The following is a 20,426-nucleotide window of genomic DNA, read 5'->3' as shown; positions in this document are numbered from 1 at the left end:
AGGCAAGCCTTACCTCATGACAAGGGCACACCGAGTTCGTGCGCGAGGAAGGTCCACATCCAGGACAGCGCCACCGCGTTCGTCAGGTCCGGCACGCCCTGCGCGATCTGTGTCGCCACACCGTCGCTGTAGGCCGCGAGCTTGAGCGCCACGATCTCGGGCGACTCCGCGGGGGTGAAGACCCCGGCCTCGACGCCGCGACGGACCACCCGCACCAGACAGGCCTCCCAGACGCGGATGCGCTCGGCGTACTCCGCCGCGACCTCGGGGCGACGGACGACCGCCGTCCAGTAGTCCGACCAGATCCGCCAGTGCTGCCGGACCTGCTCGGTGTCCCCGAAGAGCGGTTCCACGAGCATCCGCAGGCCGGCGACCGGGTCCGGTTCGGCGTCGACCGCGGCGACGATCGCTCCGTAGAAGCGTTCCGTCTCGAGCACGACGACCTCGTTGAGGATCTCCGCGACGCTGCCGAAGTGGTACGTGACGGTCCCGACGGAAACGTCCGCCTCGGCCGCGATGTCCCGCAGCCCGGTCGCGCCGACGCCGTTCCGGACGATCACGGCGCGTGCCGCCTCGACGATCATGGCGCGCCGGACCTCGGGACGCTGCCGGACCCGGGTCTGGTCCGTCCCGCTCACGCCGAGGTCCTCGGTACGTCGTCGACGAAGGTGTGCTCGGCGACGAGGACCTCGGGGACGTCGGGTCCACCGTCGCGGGCCCAGGCGCGCACGGTGTTCCGGACGTGGAAGGCGTCCGCGTCCGCGGTGACCTCGGACGCGGTCTCGAGTCGTGCGGCCCACTCCGGCTTCGCCAGGCCGATCGCCCAGCGGGACGTCGCGCTGGCGCTGGTCGGGTCGTCCGACCGGATGCGGTACGTCTCTCGGGCGTCCTCGCTGAACACCAGGCCGTCGGGGTACACCCGGCCGCCGCCGTACCCGGGGTCGACGTCGAGCGTCCACTCCCCCGTCTCGACGTCGTGCGTGACGGTGCGCTGCGGCAGGACCGCGGTCGGGGCGACCCGTTCGATCGCGAGCGGCTCGGACCGCTCCGGTTGCTCGAACCGCACGCCGTCGTCGTCGGCGCGCGTCCACACCGGGAGCTCGACGTGCGACGCTGCGGGGTCGACGGTGATCGTCGGCGCGGTGCCGTGCGGCCAGACCCAGGGCCAGTACGACGTCGACACAGCGATCCGGAGCCGGTGGCCCGCGGCGAACCGGTGGCCCGTCGACACGAGTCGGACCGGGAGCGACGTCGGCACCCCGGGCTCGAGCGGGTCGTCCCGATCCATCCCGTCGCGCTTCGCAGCGTTCAGCACACCCCGGGTGACGAGCGTCGACGACCCGTCCGGGGCGACGTCGCACAGCCGCACGGTCACGGTGGCACGGGCCTGGTCGCTCGTGACGGCGAGACGGACGAGGACGTTGCCGAGCACGTCGACCGGCTCGTCGAGCGGCAGGTCGAAGCAGATCGAGCGACCGTCCTCGGCGCGCTGGTCCGGCGGCAGGTCGGTGGCGTTGCCGAAGGGGAAGAAGCGTCCGGCGTCGACACCGGTGTGCTGCGGCGACCGGACGACGGCGGCACCGTCCGCGCCGCCGCGGAGCCGGTCGAGGGACACGCTGCGGACCGAGGTGGCGGTCGACGGCCAGGCCTCGGCACCGACCCACCGGCCCCGGCGCGACTCGTAGTACGTCGCGGGCGGCTCCCCGTCGTTGATCCACGCCCGGAGCGCCGGCTCCCGCTCGACGCCGGTGTCGATCCCGCGCAGCCAGCGGTCCCACCACCGCAGGCTCTCCTGCAGGAAGCCGATCGACGGCCCCGGGGCGAGCCCGCGGTCCGGGTACTGGTGCGACCACGGTCCGACGATGCCCTGCACGGGCGCGTCCACGTTCGCCACGAGCCGGAGCACGGCGTCGCGGTACGGGTCCGCCCAGCCGCCGACGGCGAGGACCGCGGCACCGATGCTGCCGTAGTCCTCCGCCGCGCTGCCGTGCCGCCAGTAGTCGTCGCGTTCCTGGTGGGACAACCACACCGGGGTCATCGGGCGGTTGGCGTCGAGACGCGCGCGCCACTGGTCGACCCAACCGGGTCCGACCACCTCGGGCCGCGGCGGCCGCGAGTTGAACGCGAACATCGTCGCGCCCCACGCCGCCATGTCGATGCCGAGCACCGCACCGCCGACGTAGTGCACGTCGTTGTCGTAGCGGTCGTCGGTCGAGCACACTGTCACGATCGCCTTGAGGGCCGCCGGCGCCCGGGCCGCGAGCTGCAGCGCGTTGAACCCGCCCCAGGAGATGCCGAACATGCCGACGGCGCCCGTGGACCACTCCTGTTCCGCCAGCCACGCGATCACGGCCTCGCCGTCGCGGAGTTCCTGCTCGCTGTACTCGTCGTCGAAGAAGCCGTCGGACGAGCCCGTCCCGCGGATGTCCACGCGCACCGAGGCGTACCCGTGCTGCGCGTACCAGGGGTGCCGCTCCGAGTCGCGCGGCGCCGTCCAGTCGTCGAGCCGGTAGGGCAGGTACTCGAGCAGGACCGGCACCGGGCCGTCGGGCTCCACCGGCGACCAGATCCGGGTGTGCAGCCGGACGCCGTCGGGCATCGGGATCCACTCGTCGCGGACGGCGACGTCGTCGGGCAGCGCCGGGTCCGCGCCGAGTGCGGTGAAGCCGGTCATGCGTCCTCCCAGTTCCGGGTGAGGTGTCCGTCGCCGCGGTCGGTCCACCCCGCCGCGTCGCGCCACCGCGGCACGCCGTCGCCGACGTCGGGCAGCTCGGTGTCGCCGGGCTCGAGCGTCGCCGCGAGCAGGGTCGCCGTGTACGGGTGGTTCGGTCCGCCGAAGACGGCCTCGGTCGGGCCGATCTCGACGATGCGGCCGCCGGTCATCACGGCGACCCGGTCGGCCACGCCCCGCACCACCGCGAGGTCGTGGCTGATGAACAGGCAGCTCAGACCCCGCTCGCGCTGCAGCTCGGCGAGGAGCGCGAGGATCCCCGCCTGCACCTGTACGTCGAGCGCGGTCGTGATCTCGTCGGCGATCACCAGGCGCGGCTCGGCGGCGAGGGCCCGGGCGATGCCGACGCGCTGCCGCTGCCCGCCGGAGAGCTGCGCCGGCAAGCGGTCCGCGAACTCGGGCCCGAGCCCCACCTGGGTGAGCAGTGCGCCGACCCGCTCCCGCGACGAGGAACCGGTGAACAGCTTGAGCGGCCGTGCGACGGCGGCTCCGACCGTCCGGCGGGGGTTCAGCGAGGTGTCGGCGTTCTGGAAGACGAGCTGCACCGCACGACGGAGGTCCGGGGACCGCCCGGCGATCGGCTCGCGCAGGTCGCCGCTCACGGTCCCGTCGTCGAACGAGAAGGTGCCCGACTCGGCCGGTACCAGGCCGGCGAGGGCCGTCGCGAGCGTCGACTTGCCGCTCCCCGACTCGCCCACGACGGCGAGCGTCTCACGCGGTGCGATCGTGAAGGACACGCCGTCGACGGCGGCGGGCAGACCGTGTCCGTAGCGGATCACCAGGTCCTCGGCGGTCACCACGGGACGGACGTGCGGGACGGGAGGAACGGTGACGGTCGTCCTGGAGGCGACCGTCGACGGGGTGGTCGCCGCCTCGGGCACGTGATCCGTTCCTCCCGTCCCGCCCGGCCGGCGCCCGTCCGGCACCGCAGCCAACAGTGCGCGGGTGTACTCGTGCTGCGGGGCGGCGAAGAGCGCCGCCGTCTCGGCGTGCTCGACGACCTCGCCCTCGCGCATGACCGCGATCTCGTCCGACATCGCGGACACGACGCCGAGGTCGTGGCTGACGAGCAGGACGGCCATGCCGAGCTCACGGCCGAGGTCGGCGACGAGGTCGAGGACGGCGGCCTGCGTGACCACGTCGAGGGCGGTGGTGGGTTCGTCGAGGACGAGCACGCGGGGGCGGGCCGCCACCGCCATCGCGATCGCGACGCGCTGCTGCTGTCCGCCGGACAGCTGGTGCGGGTAGCGGCGCACGATCGACTCCGGCGACGGCAGTCGCACGAGCCGGACAAGCTCGAGCACCCGCTCGGGGCCGTCGGGTTCGCCGTGGGCGCGGAGTGCCTCGCGGATCTGCTCGCCGACGCGCATCGACGGCGTGAGTGCCTGTCCGGCGTTCTGCGCGACCACCGATGCGGTGCCGCCACGCAGCGCCCGTCGGCCGGCCGGCGAGAGGGCGAAGACGTCCTCGCCGTCGACGTGCACCGTGCCGTGCTCGATGCGCGAGCCGGTCCGGAGGTGTGCGAGCAGGGTGCGGGCGACGGTGGACTTGCCGCTGCCGGACTCGCCGACGAGCCCGAGGGTGCGGCCCGCCTCGATGGCGAACGAGACGCCGCGGACGACCGGCACGGAGCGCTTGCCGGCGGCGTACGAGATCGCGAGGCGGTCGACCTGGACGATGCTCACGCGCTGACTCCCTTCGTCGCGCGGTCGACACCGAGCGACTTGCTCAGCCCGTCGGCCGCGAGGTTGAGACCGACCACCAGGGTCGCGAGCGCCACGATGGGCGCGAGCGTGCCGAGGGGCACCACCGTGAGGGCGGTGCGGTTCTCCTGGACCATCAGTCCCCAGTCCGGTGTCGGCGGGTTCGCGCCGAACCCGAGGAAGGACAGCGACGCGACGAGGAGCACGATCCAGGAGGCGCGCATCGCGTACTCGACGAGGACCACGTCGAGCACGTTCGGCAGGATCTCCCGGAACACGATCGACAGGGAGCGCTCGCCCCGGGCGCGCGCGGCGGTGACGTAGTCCTGCGTGATCACCGTCCGGGCGGCGCCCCGGACCACCCGGGTCACGGCGGGCGCGTACACGACGGTGACCGCGAGGACGATCACCCACAGGCCGGCGTCGAACACGGTCACCACGACGAGCAGCGCGAGGATCGACGGCACGCTCAGCAGCGCGTCCACGATCCGCATCACGACCTCGTCGAACCAGTTGTCGGCGTAGGCGGTGACGCAGCCGAGGACGGTGCCCACGGCCACCGCGATGGTCGTCGCGAGGAAGGTCACGAGCAGGGCGTAGCGACCGCCGTTCAGTGTCCGGGACAGGACGTCGCGTCCGTACTGGTCGGTGCCGAGCCAGTGTGTCCAGGTCGGGCCGGCGAGTACGTCGGCCGAGTTCGTCGCGACCGGGTCGTGCCCGGCGATGACCGGCGCGAGCACCGCGAGCACGAGGTGCAGCGCGATCAGGCCGACGCCGATGCCCAGGGCGGTGGAGCCACGCAGTGGAGCGAGCGTGGCGGTCACGGCGCCACGGACACGGCTGCGGCTGCGCGGGGCGATGGCGGTCATGCTGCTGCCTTCCGGGTGGCTCGTGTGCGGGTCCGGGTCCGGGTGCGTCGCTGCCGGGTGCGGAGCTTCGGGTCGAGCACCAGCGCGACGAGGTCCGCCGCGAGGTTGCACACGACGTACACGACGGCGCTGAGGAGCGCGATCGCCTCGATCGTCGGCAGGTCGCGGTCGAAGACGGACTCGAGCATGAGCTTGCCCATGCCCGGGTAGTTGAAGACGTTCTCGACGACGACCACCCCGCCGAGCAGCCACGCCACGTTCAGTGCGACGACGTTGAGCGTGGGCAGGAGCGCGCTCGGGACGGCGTGCTTCCAGACCACACGCCGCATGGTGAGGCCCTTCAGCTCGGCCGTGGTGACGAACTCGGACGCCATCACGTCGATCGTCGAGGAGCGCGCCGTCCGCACGATGTACGCGGCCATCGCCAGCGTCAGCACGATGATCGGCAGCCAGATCGTCGGGAGGAGTTCGCCCACCGTGGCGTCGCTCCCCCGCAGCACCACCGCGGGGAAGAGCGGCAGCCCGATCGCGAAGAGCAGCACGAGCACGGTGGCGACCATGAACTCCGGCACGCTCATCACGACGAGGCTGACGATGGAGATGACCCGGTCGGACGCACGGCCGCGACGCACCCCGGCGATGACACCGAGCGCGAGCGACAGCGTGACGCCAACGAGCATCGCGGGGACGGCGATGAGCATGCTGTTGCGGAACGCCGTGAACAGGGTCGCTGCGACGGGTTCCCCGCTGACGAGCGAGGTGCCGAAGTCGCCGTGCACCGCCCCGGCGAGCCACTGCAGGTACCGCAGCCAGACGTTCTGGTCGAGGCCGAGCGACTCGCGGAGCTGCTTGACCGCATCGGGCGTGGCGTTCTGCCCGAGCAGCTGCTGCGCGACGTCGCCGGGGAGTGCCTGGACGGCGAGGAAGACGAACAGTGAGGCGAGCACCACCGTGAGCACGGCGATGCCGAGCCGACGGAGGACGGGGACGATGACGTCCGACGGTGTGTTCGTGGTCGTCATCGGCGCAGTCCGATCCGCAGGTAGTCGAACTCGAAGCCGTACTCCGAGTAGTTCACGACGTCGCGGGACAGCCCGACCAGGCGGTCGCCGAACATCGGGGTCATGTCCGCGCCGTCCTCGACCACGAGCCGCTGGGCGTCCTGGTAGAGGGTCAGGCGCTTCGCGTCGTCCATCTCGGCGCGGGCGTCGTCGAGCAGCCCGTCGAACCGCTCGTTCGACCACGCGCTCTCGTTGTACGACGAGCCGGACCGGAAGATCTGGTTGAGCAGCTGGTCGATCGGGCGTCCGGTGAACCAGTAGCTCACCATGAGCGGCTTCTGCATCCAGATCTGCGTGTAGTACGAGTCCGAACTGGCGTTCTTGACCGTGAGGCGGATGCCCGCGTCCGCGACGGCATCGCGGTAGGCGACGGCCATCGGGGTGAACACCGACTCGTAGCTCGACGTGTAGATCGATGCGCGGAGGTCCGACCGGCCGGCGGCCGTGAGCAGCGCCTTCGCCTTGTCCGGGTCGTACTCGCGGTGGTCGTCCACGAAGGCGGCGAGCTGCGGCGGCACGGGGTTGTCCCAGCCCGGCGACCCGGTGCCCTGCAGGGCGGTGTCGACGATCGTGCGGGGGTCGTAGGCGAGCTTCATCGCCTGGCGCACCCGGGGGTCGCGGAACTCCTCGGACGTCGCGAGCATCGGGATCGTGTACCACTGCGCGTTCTTCGAGCGGGCGATGGTCGCCCGGTCGGACGCGGCGACGACCCGTGCGGTCGCGAAGTCGAGGTTCGTCTGGGAGATGAGGTCGATCTGCCCCGCGAGCAGGGCGTTCACGCGGGCGGTGGTGTCCTGGATCGAGAAGAAGTCGATGCCGTCGAGCGACGGGCGGCCGGCGAAGTGGTCGTCGAACGCCTCGACGCTGCCGGCCCCGGCCGGGGTGAACGACGACAGGCGGAACGGGCCCGTGCCGATGCCAGTCCGGCCGATGTCCGCGATCGCACCGGCCGGCACGATGTAGCACTGGTACGCCGTCAGCAGGGACGGGAACTCGGCGTTCGGCTTCGTGAGCGCGAACCGCAGCGTGTAGGGGTCGACGGCCGTCATCGAACGGGCGTCCATCACCTCGCCGAGCACGCCGGCCTGCGGACTGCCGGTCTTCTCGTCGAGGATGTGCCGGATGCTCGCGATCGCGTCGTCGGCGGTGAAGCGCGAGCCGTCGTGGAACCGCACACCCCGGCGGAGGCGGAAGGTCCACTCGGTGCCGTCGGCGTTCGCCGACCACTCCTCGGCGAGGTCCGGGACGGTCCGGCCCTGCTTGTCGAGCTTGACGAGCCGGTTGTAGAGCGCGCCGAGGTACTCGTACGCCGACAGGGAGCTGGCCGAGTCGAGCGTCTCCGCGGCCGAGGCTGCCGGTCGGGCGACCCGGAGCCGACCGCCGTTCCGGGCGGTCCCGGTGGCGGCGGCCTCCGGGAGCTCAGTGGTACCGGCCGACGCGCCAGAGCTGCACCCGGTGAGCGTCAAGAGGCCGAGGCCGGCCAGACCGGCGGCGCCGGTGAGGAGCGCACGACGGCTCGGGCCGCGGGCGCTCCGGGGTTCGGGGACGATGGGCTGCATTCGGGGTGACCCCTCCTGGTAATCGTTCCGGTGAACGATAGAGGCCGCGTCGTCCTCGGCCAAGCCCGTCGCGGGCCCGGAACACCGTCGGGCACGGCCGCGGATCGGCGCAGGGACGGCGATCGAGCGGCACCGCCGGTCCTCGCTGGAGGCCCCGCAACGTTTACCAAGCCGTTACACGAGCGTCCCGCCCGAGGCGGGATGATCGACCAGAGCGGCGCCCGTGCGGTCGCCGGAACCCCGAGCGAGGAGCACCGATGGCGACGTTCACCCGAGGCTTCGGCGGTCGCCGCGACGACCGCGACGACCCGCGCATCCCGCCCGGCCAGACCCTCGTCCGCGACTGGCCCGTGCTGTCCGCCGGAGCGACCCCCGAGATCGAACCGTCCGACTGGAGCTTCTCGATCCGCACCGAGTCGGGCCTGCACAGCTGGACGTGGGACGAGGTGCAGGCGCTCGGGGTCGAGGACGTCACCGTCGACATCCACTGCGTGACGCACTGGACGAAGCTCGACATGCCGTGGCGCGGCGTGCCGCTCGACCGGCTCTTCGCCGACGTCGAGACCTCGCTGGACTACTGCATGGTGCACAGCTACGGCGGCTACACGACGAACGTGCCCCTCGACGAGCTGCTCGACGGGCAGTCCTGGATCGCGTTCGAGGCCGACGGCGAGCCCCTCACACCCGAGCACGGCGGACCGGCGCGCCTGCTGGTCCCGCACCTGTACTTCTGGAAGAGCGCGAAGTGGGTGCGCGGCATCGTCATGCAGTCGGACGACGAACCGGGCTTCTGGGAGAACGCGGGCTACAACCTGCACGGCGACCCGTGGAAGGAAGAGCGGTACTGGTGAGCGCGGTGGAGGGCCTGGAGGCACGGATCACCCCGCCGACGCCGGCTCCGGTCCGGAGGCGGCCGGCCTGGCACGCCGCGACGGTCGCGGCCGTCTCCCCCGAGACCCCGAACGCCAGGCGGATCGTCCTGGACGTCCCGACCTGGCCGGGCAACGACCCGGGTCAGCACCTCGACCTGCGCCTCACCGCCGAGGACGGGTACCAGGCGTCCCGCTCCTACTCGATCGCCTCGTCCGGCCCGGCGACCTCGGTCGTCCTCGCGGTCGACCGGGTCGAGGACGGCGAGGTGTCGCCGTTCCTCGTGGACGCCGTCGAGGTCGGCGACGCCCTCGAGGTGCACGGACCCCTCGGCGGCTGGTTCGTCTGGCACCCGGGCGCGTCGACACGGCCGGTGCAGCTCATCGCCGGCGGCTCGGGCATCGTCCCCCTCGCCGCCATCGCCGGCGCGTACGCCGACGCCGGCGACACCGCGCCGTTCCGGCTCCTCTACGCGGTGCGAACGCCCGACGACGTCTTCTTCCGGACCGAACTCGCCCGTGCCGGGTCGGCCGGGGTCGAGACCACGTTCGTGTACAGCCGACGGGCCCCCGACGGCGCATCGGTCCCGGCGGGGAGACTCACCCGTGACTCCCTCGCCGCCGCGGTGTTCCCGCCGGAGCGCGGCGCCCTCGTGTACGTCTGCGGGTCGACGCCGTTCGTCGAGCAGGTGCTGACGTGGCTCGGTGAGCTCGGGCACGACACCACCGACGTCCGCGCGGAACGGTTCGGAGGCAACGCATGACCCTGCTCGACGGCAACGCGCTGGCCGGGGTGCTCCTCGGGTACCTCGGCTCGGAGCCCACCCTGGCCACGCTCCGGTGCTCCGGCTGCGGGACGGTCGGCGCACTCGCCCGGACCCGGGTCCACGCCAGCCCGATGGGGTCCGTCGCCCGGTGCCCGCACTGCGACGACGTGCTCGTCACGGTCGTCGATGCCCCGGGCGGGACGTGGGTCGGCATCCCGGGCGCACGGGTCGCGATCGACGCCGAGTGACGGGGCCGGTCGGAACACCGGCGCGGCCGGACCGCCAGTGACACGCCGGACGTCCGTCGTGACGTGCGGGATCGTTGCGGGAAACCGCACGGAGCGGTCCCCGACCCATCCGGACGGCGCGCGGTTCCGGATCACTCGACGGGCACCGACCGGACCACCCATCCGCCGGCGCTCGAGTGGGCACGGTGGCCCGCGCGTCCGAGGGGCGCGGGCACCCGAAGCCTGCGCACCTCGGACCGACAGCGGCCAGCATGCCGGACGACGAAGGCCCCGGTCGAGTGACCGGGGCCTTCGTGCTTGCTGCTGTTCCGAGCGGATGACGAGATTCGAACTCGCGACCCTCACCTTGGCAAGGTGATGCGCTACCACTGCGCCACATCCGCGTACACCAGAACCCTACCAGGCCCGAGGAGTTCGATCGCACCATGAGCTACGTGCACGACAACCCCGGCGGTACCGAGGCCCACGGTGTGGACCTCGTCGACGGTGACGAACCAGCGGTGCGGATCCTCGTGCACGGCGACCTGCCGACGACGATCGAGCACGAGGGGCGGACCTGGCTGGCCTCCGGCGAGAGCCACGACGACGGCGACGACCAGGCACCCCCGATCGCGATCTACCGTCCGGTCGGCTGAGTCGTCGGTGGCGATGCCGTCGTCGGCGGTCGCCGCTAGGGTCCCGACGTGATCACACGCACCACTGGCCGGGGCCGACCGATCGTAGCCGTGCACGGCTTCGGCATCGACCACCGCATCCTGCTCCCCCTCGAACACGCCCTGACGGACGCGACCTGGCGATGGGTGCACCTCGACCTGCCGTGGGTTCGGGAGTCGCCCGGGTACGACCCCTCGGTCGCGAGCGCGCAGCAGGTCGCCGACGCCGTCCGGGAAGCGATCCGTGCACACCTGGGCGACGAGCCCTTCGCGATCGTCGGCAACTCGTTCGGTGGCATGATCGCGCGGTCGGTCGCACACGAACTCCGCGACCAGGTCCTGGGCCTCGCGACGATCGTCGGGGTCGTCGAACCCGACCACGCCCGCAGACGGGTCCCGCCCCGGCAGGTCGTCCTCGGCGATCCGGACGTGGTCGCCTCGGCGGAGCCCGGTCCTGCCCGTGACGACTTCGTAGCGCTCAGCGTCGTCCAGACCGCTGCGACGCTCGACGCCCACGAACGGTACGTCCTCCCCGGTGTCCGGGCCGCCGACCAGACGGTGGTCGACCGGATCGCCACCGACTACGCCCTCGGCGCCGAGCCCGAGACACTCCACCCGGCCCCGTTCACCGCGCCGAGCCTGCACCTGTTCGGCCGGCAGGACGACGTCGTCGGGTACGAGGACGGGTTGGCCCTGCGAGACCACTACCCCCGCGGCACCTACGCCGTGCTCGACGCCGCCGGGCACAACGCCCACCTCGAACGACCGGCCGTCGCGACGGCGCTGTTCCGCGACTGGCTCGACCGGATGTCCTGGACCGCCGGGCCGCGCCCAGCCGTCGAGGACTAGCGTCCAGGGCGGTGACCGAGACCCTGGCCGCCGGCACGATCCCATCGTCCAGCGACCGGAAGCACCATGACCTCCCCCTCGAGCACCGACCGACCCGACACGCACGACGTCCGCTGGGCGGCGGTGGACGAGCGGACCTGGGAGGCGCGGTGCGGCTCCGACGTGATCGGCACCGTGGTCTTCCGGTCGCGCTACGTCGTCCTGCTCGGCGACGGGGACCCGGCGGGCTTCCACACGAGCCTGGAGAGCGCGAAGGCGCAGCTCGAGGCGTGGGTACGTTGGCGGTCCGGACCTCCCGGCGAGCTCTGAGAGGCTGGGGCGGTGCACATCACACTCGACTCCACGACCGCGACCGACGTCGTCTCCGGGATCCGGTTCCCCGAGGGCAACCGCTGGCACGACGACAGGCTCTGGTACTCGGACATGCACACCGGCGAGGTGTTCTCGTTGCGACCCGATCCGGGCGAGCAGCCACGGCTCGAGGCGACCGTGGACGGACAGTCCTCCGGCCTCGGGTGGCTGCCGGACGGCCGCTTGCTCGTCAGTGCGATGGAGTCCCGCACGGTCGTGGCGGTCGACGACGCCGGCAGGACCGAGGTGTTCGCCGACCTGTCCGGGGTCGAGACGTCGCTGCTCAACGACCTGGTCGTCGACGACGCGACCGGCCGCACGTACATCGGCGCGTTCGGGTACGACCTCTACGGCGGCGAGGAGCTCCGCCCGGGGCCGCTGTGGGTGATCGACCCGGACGGCCGCCACCGCCCGGCCGCCGACGGCCTCGTCTTCCCGAACAGTGCGAACGTCCTGCCGGGCACCCGCACGCTCGTCGTGAGCGAGACCTGGGGCGGTCGGCTGACGGCGTTCGACATCGAGTCCGACGGTTCCCTCACCGGCCGACGCGAGTGGGCAGCGCTGCCCGCCGGGGTCACCCCGGACGGCAGCACCGTCGACCGGGACGGCGCGGTCTGGGTCTGCTCGGTGGACACCGGTGAGTTCCTGCGGGTCGTCGAGGGCGGCGCGGTGACGGACCGCATCGATGCTCCCGGTCGGTGCGCGATCGACTGTGCACTCGGCGGTGAGGACGGTCGGACGCTGTACCTCGCGACGGCGGACAGCTACGACCCCGCCGTGACGGCACGGACGCGCGCGGGTCGGATCAGCGCGGTCCGCGTCGACGTGCCGGGGTGGTGAGTGCGTCCGCGCGGTCGTGACGCCGTGCGACGATCGCCCCGTGCGGTCGCGGGGTCGCGGGGCTGGCGGCACGGACGGAGGTCTCGACGACGTCGAACCCCGCCTCGGAGACCGCCGTGGCCAGCCGCTCCACCGGCCAGCGGTGCGCCGTGGCGACCGCGTGGTCGAAGGGCTCGACGTCGGATCCGGTGAAGAAGCCGACGAGGAGGCCGCCGCCAGGGCGCAGGACCCGGGCGAACTCCTCGAGCGGACGCCGCAGGGCAGCCGGGTCGTGGTGGATCAGCGAGTACCAGGCGAGGACGCCGCCGAAGGTCTCCGGTTCGTCCGGGAGCGCGTCGACGTCCGCGACCGCGAACGGGACGCCCGGGTGTTCCCGCCGGGCGTGCTCGACGAACTCCGGGACCCGGTCCACTCCCCGCGCCTCGTGGCCGATCGCCGCGAGGTACGCAGTCCAGTGGCCGGGCCCGCACCCGGCGTCGAGCAGGGGTCCGTCGACGGTCGACGCCCACGCCGTCACCAGCGCCTGGTCCGACGGGTGGACGGACGACATGGAGCCGAGGTGCTCGGCGTACTCCGCGGCGCGACGTGCGTACGCCGCCGTCACGCGCTCGGAGGCACCACGTCGCACCATCGCCACGTCGACGTCGTCTTCGTGGTCTCGGACGAACCCGTGCCGCTCGTACAGACGACGCGCCGCGCTCCCCCGCAGCACGAGGAGGCGTGTGTCCCCGGTGTGCGGCTCCGACAGCACGGTCTGCAGTACCCGCGAGCCGACCCCGCGCCCCTGGAGGCGCGGTGCGAGGTACAGGTGCTCGATCCACCGGTCGCCGTCCTCGATCCGGGTCGTGATCGAACCCGCGTCCACGCCGTCGACCACGATGACCCTCGTGTGCTCGGGCAGGAACCCCCGGCGCAGCCGCTCGCGGACGCGGACCTCGTCGTAGCGACCGAGGCGGACGAGGTCGGCACGGAGCACCTCGGCCCGGAGCTCTGCGATCCACTCCACGTCGTCACGGGTGCCGGGGCGCAGCGAGATCTCCATCTCAGTCATCGTATGTTCGCGACACCGTCGGGTCGCGACGCCGTAGCCTGGCCGTGTGACGGCAGTGCGAGCGATCGGGTTCGACCTCGACGGCACCCTCTTCGACCATCGGACCGCCGGCCGCACCGGTGCAGAGCAGTTCCTCACCGGACTCGGCGCCACCGTCACCCCGCCGGTGCTCGACGCCTGGTCCGCTGCCGAGGACGAGCACTTCGAGCGCTGGCGTTCCGGTGAGATCGACTTCCGGGAACAGCGACGCGAACGACTCCGGACCGTCCTGCCCCCGCTCGGCCTCGCACTCCCCCACGACCCCGGCGCGCTGGACGGGTTGTTCGAGCGGTACCTCGACGCCTACCGTGCCGCCTGGCGGGCGTTCCCGGACAGCCTCCCGCTGCTCCGGGAGCTCCGGCAGCGCGGGCACCGCCTCGGGCTGCTCACGAACGGGTCGGCCGCACAGCAGTCCGAGAAGCTCGCGGTGACCGGCCTCGACGCCGCGTTCGACGTGGTGTGCATCTCGGAGCACATCGGCGCGCAGAAGCCCGACGCCCGAGCGTTCGCTGTGCTGGCCGACGGACTGGGCGTGCCCGCGTCGGAGTGCCTCTTCGTCGGCGACGACCCGGTCCACGACGCCGCGGGAGCCCGGTCCGCGGGGATGACCGCCGTCCTCGTCGACCGGTACACGAGCGGTGCGCCGGACGTCCGGCGGCAGGTCCTGGCGGCGCTCGGCGAGTCCTGAGCGGCGGCCGACCGCTGCCCGTCCCTAGGCTGGTGCGATGCGCTCCCTGACCCGGCTCGACGACTGGACGCCCGACGAGATCGCCTCGGTGTTCGCCCTCGCGGACGCCTACCGAACCGGCCGGGGGCCGACCACGAACGGCTCGGCGGTCATGTTCTTCCCCGCGACCAGCCTGCGCACACGGGTCACGTTCGAGCGCGGCGCCGCGACGATGGGACTGCAGCCGATCGTCTTCCCGGACACCACGCTCGACAAGCCCGAGGCGCTGTCGGACGTGGCCGGCTACCTCGCGTCCTGGGCGGACGTCCTCGTGGTCCGCCACCACGACCTCGCCGTCGTCGAGGGGCTCGCGGGTGCCGGAGCACTGTCGGTCGTGAACGCGATGACCGACGAGAACCACCCCTGCGAGGTGCTCTCCGACCTGTACGCCCTGCGCCGGGAGCAGCGCGACCTCGACGCCCTGCGCTTCCTCTTCGTGGGCGCCGACGGGAACATCTCCCGCGCCTGGCAGGAGGCCGCACGTGCCCTCCGGCTCGACCTGGTGCAGTGCTGCCCGTCGGACCTCGCGACCCCTGGCGCGTCGTGGACGGACGACCTCGAGACCGCGATCCGCACCGCAGACGTGGTGGTCACGGACGGACCCGGACCACACGCCCACGCGCTCGAGCCCTACCGGGTCACGGCGCACCTGCTCGACACCGCTCCGTCGGGAGTCCGCTTCGCCCCGTGCCCGCCGTTCGTCCGCGGACGGGAGGTCAGCGCGGACGCCGTGGCACACCCCGCCTTCGTCGGGCACGGGTTCAAGGCGTCGCTGCTGCCGGTGCAGCAGGCCGTCCTGGCGCACTGCCTCGGCCTCGGCTGAGGCGCCGGTCGGACCGGCGGCCGACGGATCGAGGCGACGCACGCCCGCGAGCTGTCCACGGGGCGGACGGGAGGCGCGGTGGCGGCCCGACCCGTGCCTCCCGTCCGCCACCTGGTCCGGTATCGTCCAAGCTGTCCAGTCGCCGGGTCGACCTCACCTCCGAGCCTTGTCGCGCAGGTCGGCGTGCAACCGCCGTGTGGCACGACGGTCCAGCCCGGAGGCGTCGAGGGCGTCCGCGAGTCCCCTGACGGCGTTCGCGAGCCCGGGGCTCCCCGCCTGCTGGAGCACGGAGGGAAGCGCGGCGTCCAGCGCGCCCGTCAGGGCGGCCCGGTGCTCGTCCGATCCCAGGCGCGGCAGCGCGTGGGTGAACGACGCGATGAGGAGCGCGGTGGTGTCGACCTGACGCGTCTGGACCGAGGCGAGCAGGAGCGTGCCGAAGCCGTCGAGCACCTGCTCGATCGCTCCGTCGGTGTAGACGACGGGGAGCGGCTCGCCCGCCCTCGCCGATGTGTCGAGTGTCTGCTCCTCGCTGGTGGCCCACTGTCCGAGCAGGTCGCGCAACTGGTGGATCGCAGCACTCGCGATGAGGGGGCTCTGTCCGCTCGCTCCGGTCCACGCGATCGTGCGCAGCTGATCGATGGCGTACCCCGAGTCCACCTCCACCCGCCGTGTGTCGTCGAGGGTGAAGGCGGCTCGTGTGTCGGCGTCGAACCGGTCGTCTTCGGCCGCGGCGCCCACGATGCTCGCGATCGGTTCGCCGACCGCCACGTAGGTGCCGAGGAGGCACGGCAGGAACACCTCCGCGTGCGGGCCCGCCGACCGTGCGACGGCGGCGAGGGCGCGGGCATCGATGTCGACGACGTACCCTCCGGTCCGCGTCGTCACCGCTCTGGCTTCCGCGTCGGGCGCTGTGCGACGCGTCCGCCGGGTGCCCGTCAGGAGCAGCAGCTCGGTCTCGTGGGCACGGAGCGCGAGGTCGTGTATGGAGTGCACCACGCTCTCCGGGCGCATCTGGTCGACGGTCGAGTGGATCAGCAACAGCAGCGCCACCAGGCACCCCGCGGTCAGCACCAGCGCCGTGGACGCCCCGATGACCGGAGGCGAGCCCGAACCCGCGACGGCGAGGACGATGAACGAGAACGCCGTCGCGCCGACGAAGTAGCCGAGGTACACCTGGTTCGCACGGCGGCGCAGGTACTGGTCGAACACCACCGCGCCCAGGAAGGCGGAGGTCTGCTGCACCGCGATCAGCAGCACCGTGAAGGTGATCGACGTGACGGTCATCAGGCTCGCTGCGACCACGCCCACGAACGCGGTCGCCCCCGACGGCGGGATCACCGCCGCGGCGATGCGGCGGAGTCCGGGCGCCGTTCCCTGGTTGTCCCAGAACGCGAACAACACCGCCGCGCAGCAGAACAGCGCCGCGATGAGGAGTGGGAGCGCGAGGAACTCGGAGAGACCGCGGCGGAGCCGCCCGACCGTGAACAGCTTCCCGACGAACACGTGTTGCATCGCGACCTCCTCGCCTTGCACCACACGACGCCGCTGTGGCTGGGCGTCGCGACATCTCAGTCCAGATCGCGTCGACGGGCGGTCCCAGTGTCGGACGGGCGACGGCGATCGCGCTCTCCCGTCGAGTCGGCAGGCAGGCCCGCGTCAGTCGGCGGTCCGGTACCGGACGGCACCGTCGGTCGAGCGGTACGGGATCGGGAAGCTCGAGCAGATGACCCCGTCCGGATAGTCGTCCTTCACCGCGTCCATGAAGACGTACGCCTCGTCGTCCGTGGCGAAGACGCCCAGGACGGTGTTGTGCGGTGTCTCGTCGTGTTGCACGATCCAGACCTGCTCGCCCGAGAAGGGCTTCGGACGTCGGAGTGAGCGTCGCTGCGGGAGGCCTCTCGTCACGAAGCCCAGTGTAGGAGCGATGCGCTCCGTCACCACACGGAGGACTGCGCCGGAGAAGGCGCCGAGGACGATGGACGTGGCCGTTGGCGGCCCGATCCTTCGGTTCCGGCGTCGTGACGAAGATCGGCCCGCACCGCGCGCCCGCGAACAGGACGGCCACAGGACACCGGTCGCCCTCGTCGACATCGGCTTCTGATGCTCAGCGCTCCGGTTCGGCAGGGGGCGGCGTTCCGCGGAGGCGTCGGGCTGACGCGGTCGCCGCACCGGTGATCGTGCGCAGGAAGAGGGTTGCCTGACGCAAGACGTCGTCGTCGGTGTGTCGGAGCACCGCGGCGATCTCGTCGCTCGACCGCTCCGCGAACGCGCGCGCTCGGTCCTCCGCTGCCGCGGTCGGGCGGAGCGTCACCCGCCGTCGGTCGGTGTGCTCGCGGCTCCGGGCGATCAAGCCGGCTCCCTCGAGGCGGTCGACCAGGACCGTCACCGACCCGGAGGTCATGCCGATGAGCTGTCCGAGCCGCGCGGGAGAGAGCGGCTCCCCTGCCGACGCAGCCCAGAGGACCTGGCCGAGCGCGTTGGCGTCGGTGGTCGGCAGGTCGAGCCACGCCGCCATCTGCTGGTTCAGCTCCGTGAACGCCACCGCCCAGTCGCGGAGCGCCTGCATGACCTCGACCTGGGGCACGGACCAGGTCGTGTCGAAGATGTTCTCCATCAGACTCCTTCAATGTGCAGTCGCTTTACTGTAGAGACACATTCGAGGAGGAGCCATGGAACAACGCGCCGCGATCGTCTCGGGAGCCAGTATCGCCGGGCTCTCGGTGGCCTACTGGCTGCGCCGCACGGGCTGGCGGGTCACCGTCGTCGAACGCGCCGACTCGTTCCGGGACGGTGGCCAGAACGTCGACGTCCGCGGGGTCGCGAGGGACGTCCTCCGCCGGATGGGCATCTTCGATGCCGTGAAGGCGAAGAACACCACCGAGACCGGGACGGTCCTCGTCGATTCCCTCGGGAAGGTGACGGCGGAACTGCCCTCGGACGGGACGGACGGCGCGACCGCGGAGCTCGAGGTCCTCCGCGGCGACCTCGCGCGGGTGGTGCTCGACCACCTCCCCGAGGGCGTCGAGTTCGTGTACGGCCAGAGCATCGTGGCGGTCGATGACCGGGACGACGCCGTCACGGTGCGACTCTCGGACGGCCGGACACTCGACGCAGATCTGCTCGTCGTCGCCGAGGGCGTCCGCTCCTCCACGCGTCGACTCCTCTTCACGGGCGACGAGGTCGAGGAGCGCGACCTCGACGTCACGATGGTCTTCGGGACGATCCCTCGGACCGACGGGGACGACGACCGCTGGCGCTGGCACAACGCGGTCGGCGGTCGGCAGGTCCACCTCCGGCCCGACCCGTACGGAACGATCCGTGCGATCCTCGCGTACTCACCGGGTGGCGATCTCCTCGGTCGCCCACGTCCCGAGATGCTCGCCGCCGTGCGCGAGCGGTACGACGGAGCAGCGTGGGAGGCGCCGCGCATCCTCGACGCCCTCGAGACGTCCGACGACGTCTACGTCGATCAACTGCAGCAGGTGCGCATGCGGACCTGGCACCGAGGCCGCGTCGTGATGGCCGGTGACGCGGCGTGGTGTGTGACACCGATGGGCGGGGGCGGCGCATCGCTCGCCCTCACCGCCGGGTACGTCCTGGCGGCCGAACTCGCCGCGTCGGCCGACGACCAACCCGCTGCCCTGACCGCGTACGAGACGTGGATGCGTCCCCTGGTCGACGACGTCCAGCAGCTGCCGCGCGGCATCACGGCCTTCGCCTACCCGCAGACGCACGTCGGGCTCGCGGCGCGCCGGGTCGCCGACAAGGTACTGCTGTCCCGGCCCTTCCGTCCGCTCGCCGCCAAGCTCACCCAGGTCGCGCAGACGGAACGGGAACTCCCGGCACTGCGTGACGGATGAGGTCCATCGAGGCGAGGAAGTCACGCTCGGGTCGCTCCGACCGGAAGCGACCGTAACGGTCCGGGTCGCGCTCGTATCGTTGGGCGATGGACCTCGACCACGTCTGGCCCTTGTTCGGCCTCCGGCTCACCACGCCTCGGCTGGAACTGCGCCCCCTGCGCGACGACGACCTCCCCGGGCTCGTCGACGCTGCTCTGTCGGGCGTGCACGATCCGGCCCGCATGCCGTTCGGGGTCCCCTGGACGGACGCAGCGCCGACGACCCTCGCTCGTTCGCTGGCCCAGTACCACTGGAAGCTCCGGGCCGGTGTGACCCGGGATGGGTGGGGCGTGAGCTTCACCGTGCTCCAGCAGGGCACGCCGATCGGGGTGCAGGAGCTGCATGCTCGCCACTTCGCCGCACGCCGGACGGTCGAGAGCGGATCGTGGCTGGCACTCGGGAGTCAGGGACGAGGACTCGGGACGGAGATGCGAGCCGCGCTGCTGCTGTTCGCGTTCGACCACCTCGGAGCCGAGTGGGCGGAATCGAGTGCCGTCGCCTGGAACGCGCCGTCGCTCCGGGTGTCCGCGAAGCTCGGCTACGAAGTCAACGGGGTCAGCCGCGCCCAGACCCGAGCCGACGAGGTCGTCGACGAGGTCCGGGTGCGCCTGCAGCGCGAGGACTTCGCCCGGCCGACCTGGAGTCTGACCACCGAGGGCGGAGCGGCAGCGGCCGAGTTCCTGGTCGGTGCAGGGGGCTGAACGAGCGAACACCGCCAGACCAGTGCGGGGAACGCGAAAGCCCCCGACCAGTCCGCTTGGACCTGCCGGGGGCATTCTTCTGTGGGCGATACTGGGATCGAACCAGTGACCTCTTCCGTGTCAGGGAAGCGCGCTACCGCTGCGCCAATCGCCCAGAGGAGTGTGGAGCTGGAGGTGGGGACGGGATTCGAACCCGCGTGGACGGCTTTGCAGGCCGCTGCCTAGCCTCTCGGCCACCCCACCATCGAGGTTCACGTCTCCGTGAGTACCCGAACGGTGGGATACCCTCTGGTGAGTCGTGGGCTTCCTGAGAAGACCACACTCGAGCGGATGACGAGATTCGAACTCGCGACCCTCACCTTGGCAAGGTGATGCGCTACCACTGCGCCACATCCGCACTTGTCTGACCCGCTGTCGCGGCGACGACGTAAACTCTATACGAACCCGAGGGCATCCGCCAAAATCCTTCTCGTTCACCGGGCGTGTCCCCCGCGTTCATGCGGATCGAGCGGGTGCGGCGCCTCTCGCACGGTGCGATGTGCGCGCGTGGGGCCGCCCACTGTGCGAGGTTGCACGCACTGTGGGACCCAGACGACCTCGCACACTGCGCGGAACCTCGCACCCAACGCCCGCCGCGCGCACCCGCCCCGCACGCACCCGCCCCGCCCGCAGCGCCGCGGCACCCC

The 20,426-nt window shown here is 72.1% G+C and carries 21 protein-coding genes and 4 tRNA genes; 11 read left to right on the top strand and 14 right to left on the bottom strand.

Annotated elements, in window-relative coordinates:
* Positions 1-14: 14 nt before the first annotated feature.
* Genes Q7F20_RS09935 through Q7F20_RS09910 form a run of 6 tightly spaced genes read right to left on the bottom strand, consistent with a single transcriptional unit; the run spans position 15 to position 7,923 of the window.
* Positions 15-638, bottom strand: coding sequence for a TetR/AcrR family transcriptional regulator (locus Q7F20_RS09935; protein ID WP_305739934.1), 624 nt, complete (start codon positions 636-638; stop codon positions 15-17).
* Positions 635-2,674 (bottom strand): CocE/NonD family hydrolase, encoded by a 2,040-nt coding sequence (locus tag Q7F20_RS09930; protein WP_305739933.1) that lies wholly within the window; start codon positions 2,672-2,674, stop codon positions 635-637. Before Q7F20_RS09930 ends, Q7F20_RS09935 begins: the two co-directional genes overlap by 4 nt.
* Positions 2,671-4,416, bottom strand: coding sequence for an ABC transporter ATP-binding protein (locus Q7F20_RS09925; RefSeq protein WP_305739932.1), 1,746 nt, complete (start codon positions 4,414-4,416; stop codon positions 2,671-2,673). The genes Q7F20_RS09930 and Q7F20_RS09925 overlap by 4 nt, the downstream gene beginning before the upstream one ends.
* Positions 4,413-5,303, bottom strand: a complete 891-nt coding sequence (locus tag Q7F20_RS09920) for an ABC transporter permease (RefSeq protein ID WP_305739931.1) — start codon at positions 5,301-5,303, stop codon at positions 4,413-4,415. The genes Q7F20_RS09925 and Q7F20_RS09920 overlap by 4 nt, the downstream gene beginning before the upstream one ends.
* Positions 5,300-6,325 carry an ABC transporter permease gene (locus tag Q7F20_RS09915; protein ID WP_305739930.1) on the bottom strand — a complete coding sequence of 342 codons (1,026 nt, stop codon included), beginning with the start codon at positions 6,323-6,325 and terminating at the stop codon, positions 5,300-5,302. The genes Q7F20_RS09920 and Q7F20_RS09915 overlap by 4 nt, the downstream gene beginning before the upstream one ends.
* Positions 6,322-7,923 (bottom strand): ABC transporter substrate-binding protein, encoded by a 1,602-nt coding sequence (locus Q7F20_RS09910; protein ID WP_305739929.1) that lies wholly within the window; start codon positions 7,921-7,923, stop codon positions 6,322-6,324. The genes Q7F20_RS09915 and Q7F20_RS09910 overlap by 4 nt, the downstream gene beginning before the upstream one ends.
* Positions 7,924-8,180: 257 nt before the next feature.
* Between Q7F20_RS09910 and Q7F20_RS09905 the strand changes: the two genes are divergently transcribed.
* Genes Q7F20_RS09905 through Q7F20_RS09895 form a run of 3 tightly spaced genes read left to right on the top strand, consistent with a single transcriptional unit; the run spans position 8,181 to position 9,807 of the window.
* Positions 8,181-8,774: a molybdopterin-dependent oxidoreductase gene (locus Q7F20_RS09905; protein WP_305739928.1), complete on the top strand. Its 594-nt coding sequence runs from the start codon at positions 8,181-8,183 to the stop codon at positions 8,772-8,774.
* Positions 8,771-9,556: an FAD-binding oxidoreductase gene (locus tag Q7F20_RS09900; protein WP_305739927.1), complete on the top strand. Its 786-nt coding sequence runs from the start codon at positions 8,771-8,773 to the stop codon at positions 9,554-9,556. The genes Q7F20_RS09905 and Q7F20_RS09900 overlap by 4 nt, the downstream gene beginning before the upstream one ends.
* Positions 9,553-9,807 (top strand): DUF6510 family protein, encoded by a 255-nt coding sequence (locus Q7F20_RS09895; RefSeq protein ID WP_305739926.1) that lies wholly within the window; start codon positions 9,553-9,555, stop codon positions 9,805-9,807. Before Q7F20_RS09900 ends, Q7F20_RS09895 begins: the two co-directional genes overlap by 4 nt.
* A gap of 311 nt (positions 9,808-10,118) precedes the next feature.
* Here Q7F20_RS09895 and Q7F20_RS09890 read toward each other — a convergent pair.
* Positions 10,119-10,190, bottom strand: a tRNA-Gly gene (locus Q7F20_RS09890).
* Positions 10,191-10,232: 42 nt separating this feature from the next.
* Here Q7F20_RS09890 and Q7F20_RS09885 point away from each other — a divergent pair.
* The 4 genes from Q7F20_RS09885 (at position 10,233) to Q7F20_RS09870 (ending at position 12,500) form a co-directional block, all read left to right on the top strand.
* On the top strand, positions 10,233-10,442 hold the full coding sequence (locus tag Q7F20_RS09885; RefSeq protein ID WP_305739925.1) for a hypothetical protein: 210 nt from the start codon (positions 10,233-10,235) through the stop codon (positions 10,440-10,442).
* Positions 10,443-10,490: 48 nt separating this feature from the next.
* A complete protein-coding gene (locus Q7F20_RS09880) occupies positions 10,491-11,309 on the top strand; it encodes an alpha/beta fold hydrolase (protein ID WP_305739924.1) in 819 nt (272 codons plus the stop codon).
* Positions 11,310-11,375: 66 nt separating this feature from the next.
* Complete coding sequence (locus Q7F20_RS09875; protein ID WP_305739923.1) at positions 11,376-11,618, top strand: hypothetical protein; 243 nt, start codon at positions 11,376-11,378, stop codon at positions 11,616-11,618.
* Between the two features lie 12 nt (positions 11,619-11,630).
* Positions 11,631-12,500, top strand: a complete 870-nt coding sequence (locus Q7F20_RS09870) for an SMP-30/gluconolactonase/LRE family protein (protein WP_305739922.1) — start codon at positions 11,631-11,633, stop codon at positions 12,498-12,500.
* Here the strand turns inward: Q7F20_RS09870 and Q7F20_RS18695 are convergent.
* On the bottom strand, positions 12,466-13,542 hold the full coding sequence (locus tag Q7F20_RS18695; protein WP_370871653.1) for a GNAT family N-acetyltransferase: 1,077 nt from the start codon (positions 13,540-13,542) through the stop codon (positions 12,466-12,468). The two genes, Q7F20_RS09870 and Q7F20_RS18695, sit on opposite strands and share 35 nt — an antisense overlap.
* Positions 13,543-13,597: 55 nt before the next feature.
* Here Q7F20_RS18695 and Q7F20_RS09855 point away from each other — a divergent pair, with 55 nt between their 5' ends.
* Positions 13,598-14,278: an HAD family hydrolase gene (locus tag Q7F20_RS09855; RefSeq protein WP_305739921.1), complete on the top strand. Its 681-nt coding sequence runs from the start codon at positions 13,598-13,600 to the stop codon at positions 14,276-14,278.
* A 37-nt stretch (positions 14,279-14,315) separates the two neighbouring features.
* Positions 14,316-15,140 carry an ornithine carbamoyltransferase gene (locus Q7F20_RS09850; protein ID WP_305739920.1) on the top strand — a complete coding sequence of 275 codons (825 nt, stop codon included), beginning with the start codon at positions 14,316-14,318 and terminating at the stop codon, positions 15,138-15,140.
* Positions 15,141-15,293: 153 nt separating this feature from the next.
* Here the strand turns inward: Q7F20_RS09850 and Q7F20_RS09845 are convergent, their stop codons facing one another.
* The 3 genes from Q7F20_RS09845 to Q7F20_RS09835 form a co-directional block, all read right to left on the bottom strand.
* Entirely contained in the window at positions 15,294-16,652 is a 1,359-nt protein-coding gene (locus tag Q7F20_RS09845) for a DUF2254 family protein (protein ID WP_305739919.1), read from the bottom strand.
* A 144-nt stretch (positions 16,653-16,796) separates the two neighbouring features.
* A complete protein-coding gene (locus Q7F20_RS09840) occupies positions 16,797-17,045 on the bottom strand; it encodes a hypothetical protein (protein ID WP_305739918.1) in 249 nt (82 codons plus the stop codon).
* A 199-nt stretch (positions 17,046-17,244) separates the two neighbouring features.
* On the bottom strand, positions 17,245-17,754 hold the full coding sequence (locus Q7F20_RS09835) for a MarR family winged helix-turn-helix transcriptional regulator (RefSeq protein ID WP_305739917.1): 510 nt from the start codon (positions 17,752-17,754) through the stop codon (positions 17,245-17,247).
* A gap of 55 nt (positions 17,755-17,809) precedes the next feature.
* Here Q7F20_RS09835 and Q7F20_RS09830 point away from each other — a divergent pair, with 55 nt between their 5' ends.
* A complete protein-coding gene (locus Q7F20_RS09830) occupies positions 17,810-19,000 on the top strand; it encodes an FAD-dependent monooxygenase (protein ID WP_305739916.1) in 1,191 nt (396 codons plus the stop codon).
* Positions 19,001-19,086: 86 nt separating this feature from the next.
* Positions 19,087-19,740, top strand: coding sequence for a GNAT family N-acetyltransferase (locus Q7F20_RS09825; RefSeq protein ID WP_305739915.1), 654 nt, complete (start codon positions 19,087-19,089; stop codon positions 19,738-19,740).
* 82 nt (positions 19,741-19,822) lie between these two features.
* On the opposite strand, the gene Q7F20_RS09820 is transcribed toward Q7F20_RS09825, so the two are convergent.
* From Q7F20_RS09820 to Q7F20_RS09810, 3 genes are all read right to left on the bottom strand, one after another.
* Positions 19,823-19,894: transfer RNA gene (locus Q7F20_RS09820), tRNA-Val, on the bottom strand.
* A gap of 15 nt (positions 19,895-19,909) precedes the next feature.
* Positions 19,910-19,983: transfer RNA gene (locus tag Q7F20_RS09815), tRNA-Cys, on the bottom strand.
* Between the two features lie 82 nt (positions 19,984-20,065).
* Positions 20,066-20,137 (bottom strand) — tRNA-Gly (locus Q7F20_RS09810).
* Positions 20,138-20,426: the final 289 nt, after the last annotated feature.

Origin of the sequence: Curtobacterium sp. A7_M15 (assembly GCF_030705415.1) — a bacterium.
Taxonomy (GTDB): domain Bacteria; phylum Actinomycetota; class Actinomycetes; order Actinomycetales; family Microbacteriaceae; genus Curtobacterium.
The sequence above is the reverse complement of the archived record's forward strand: the minus strand, read 5'-3'. Positions and strand labels throughout refer to the sequence as shown.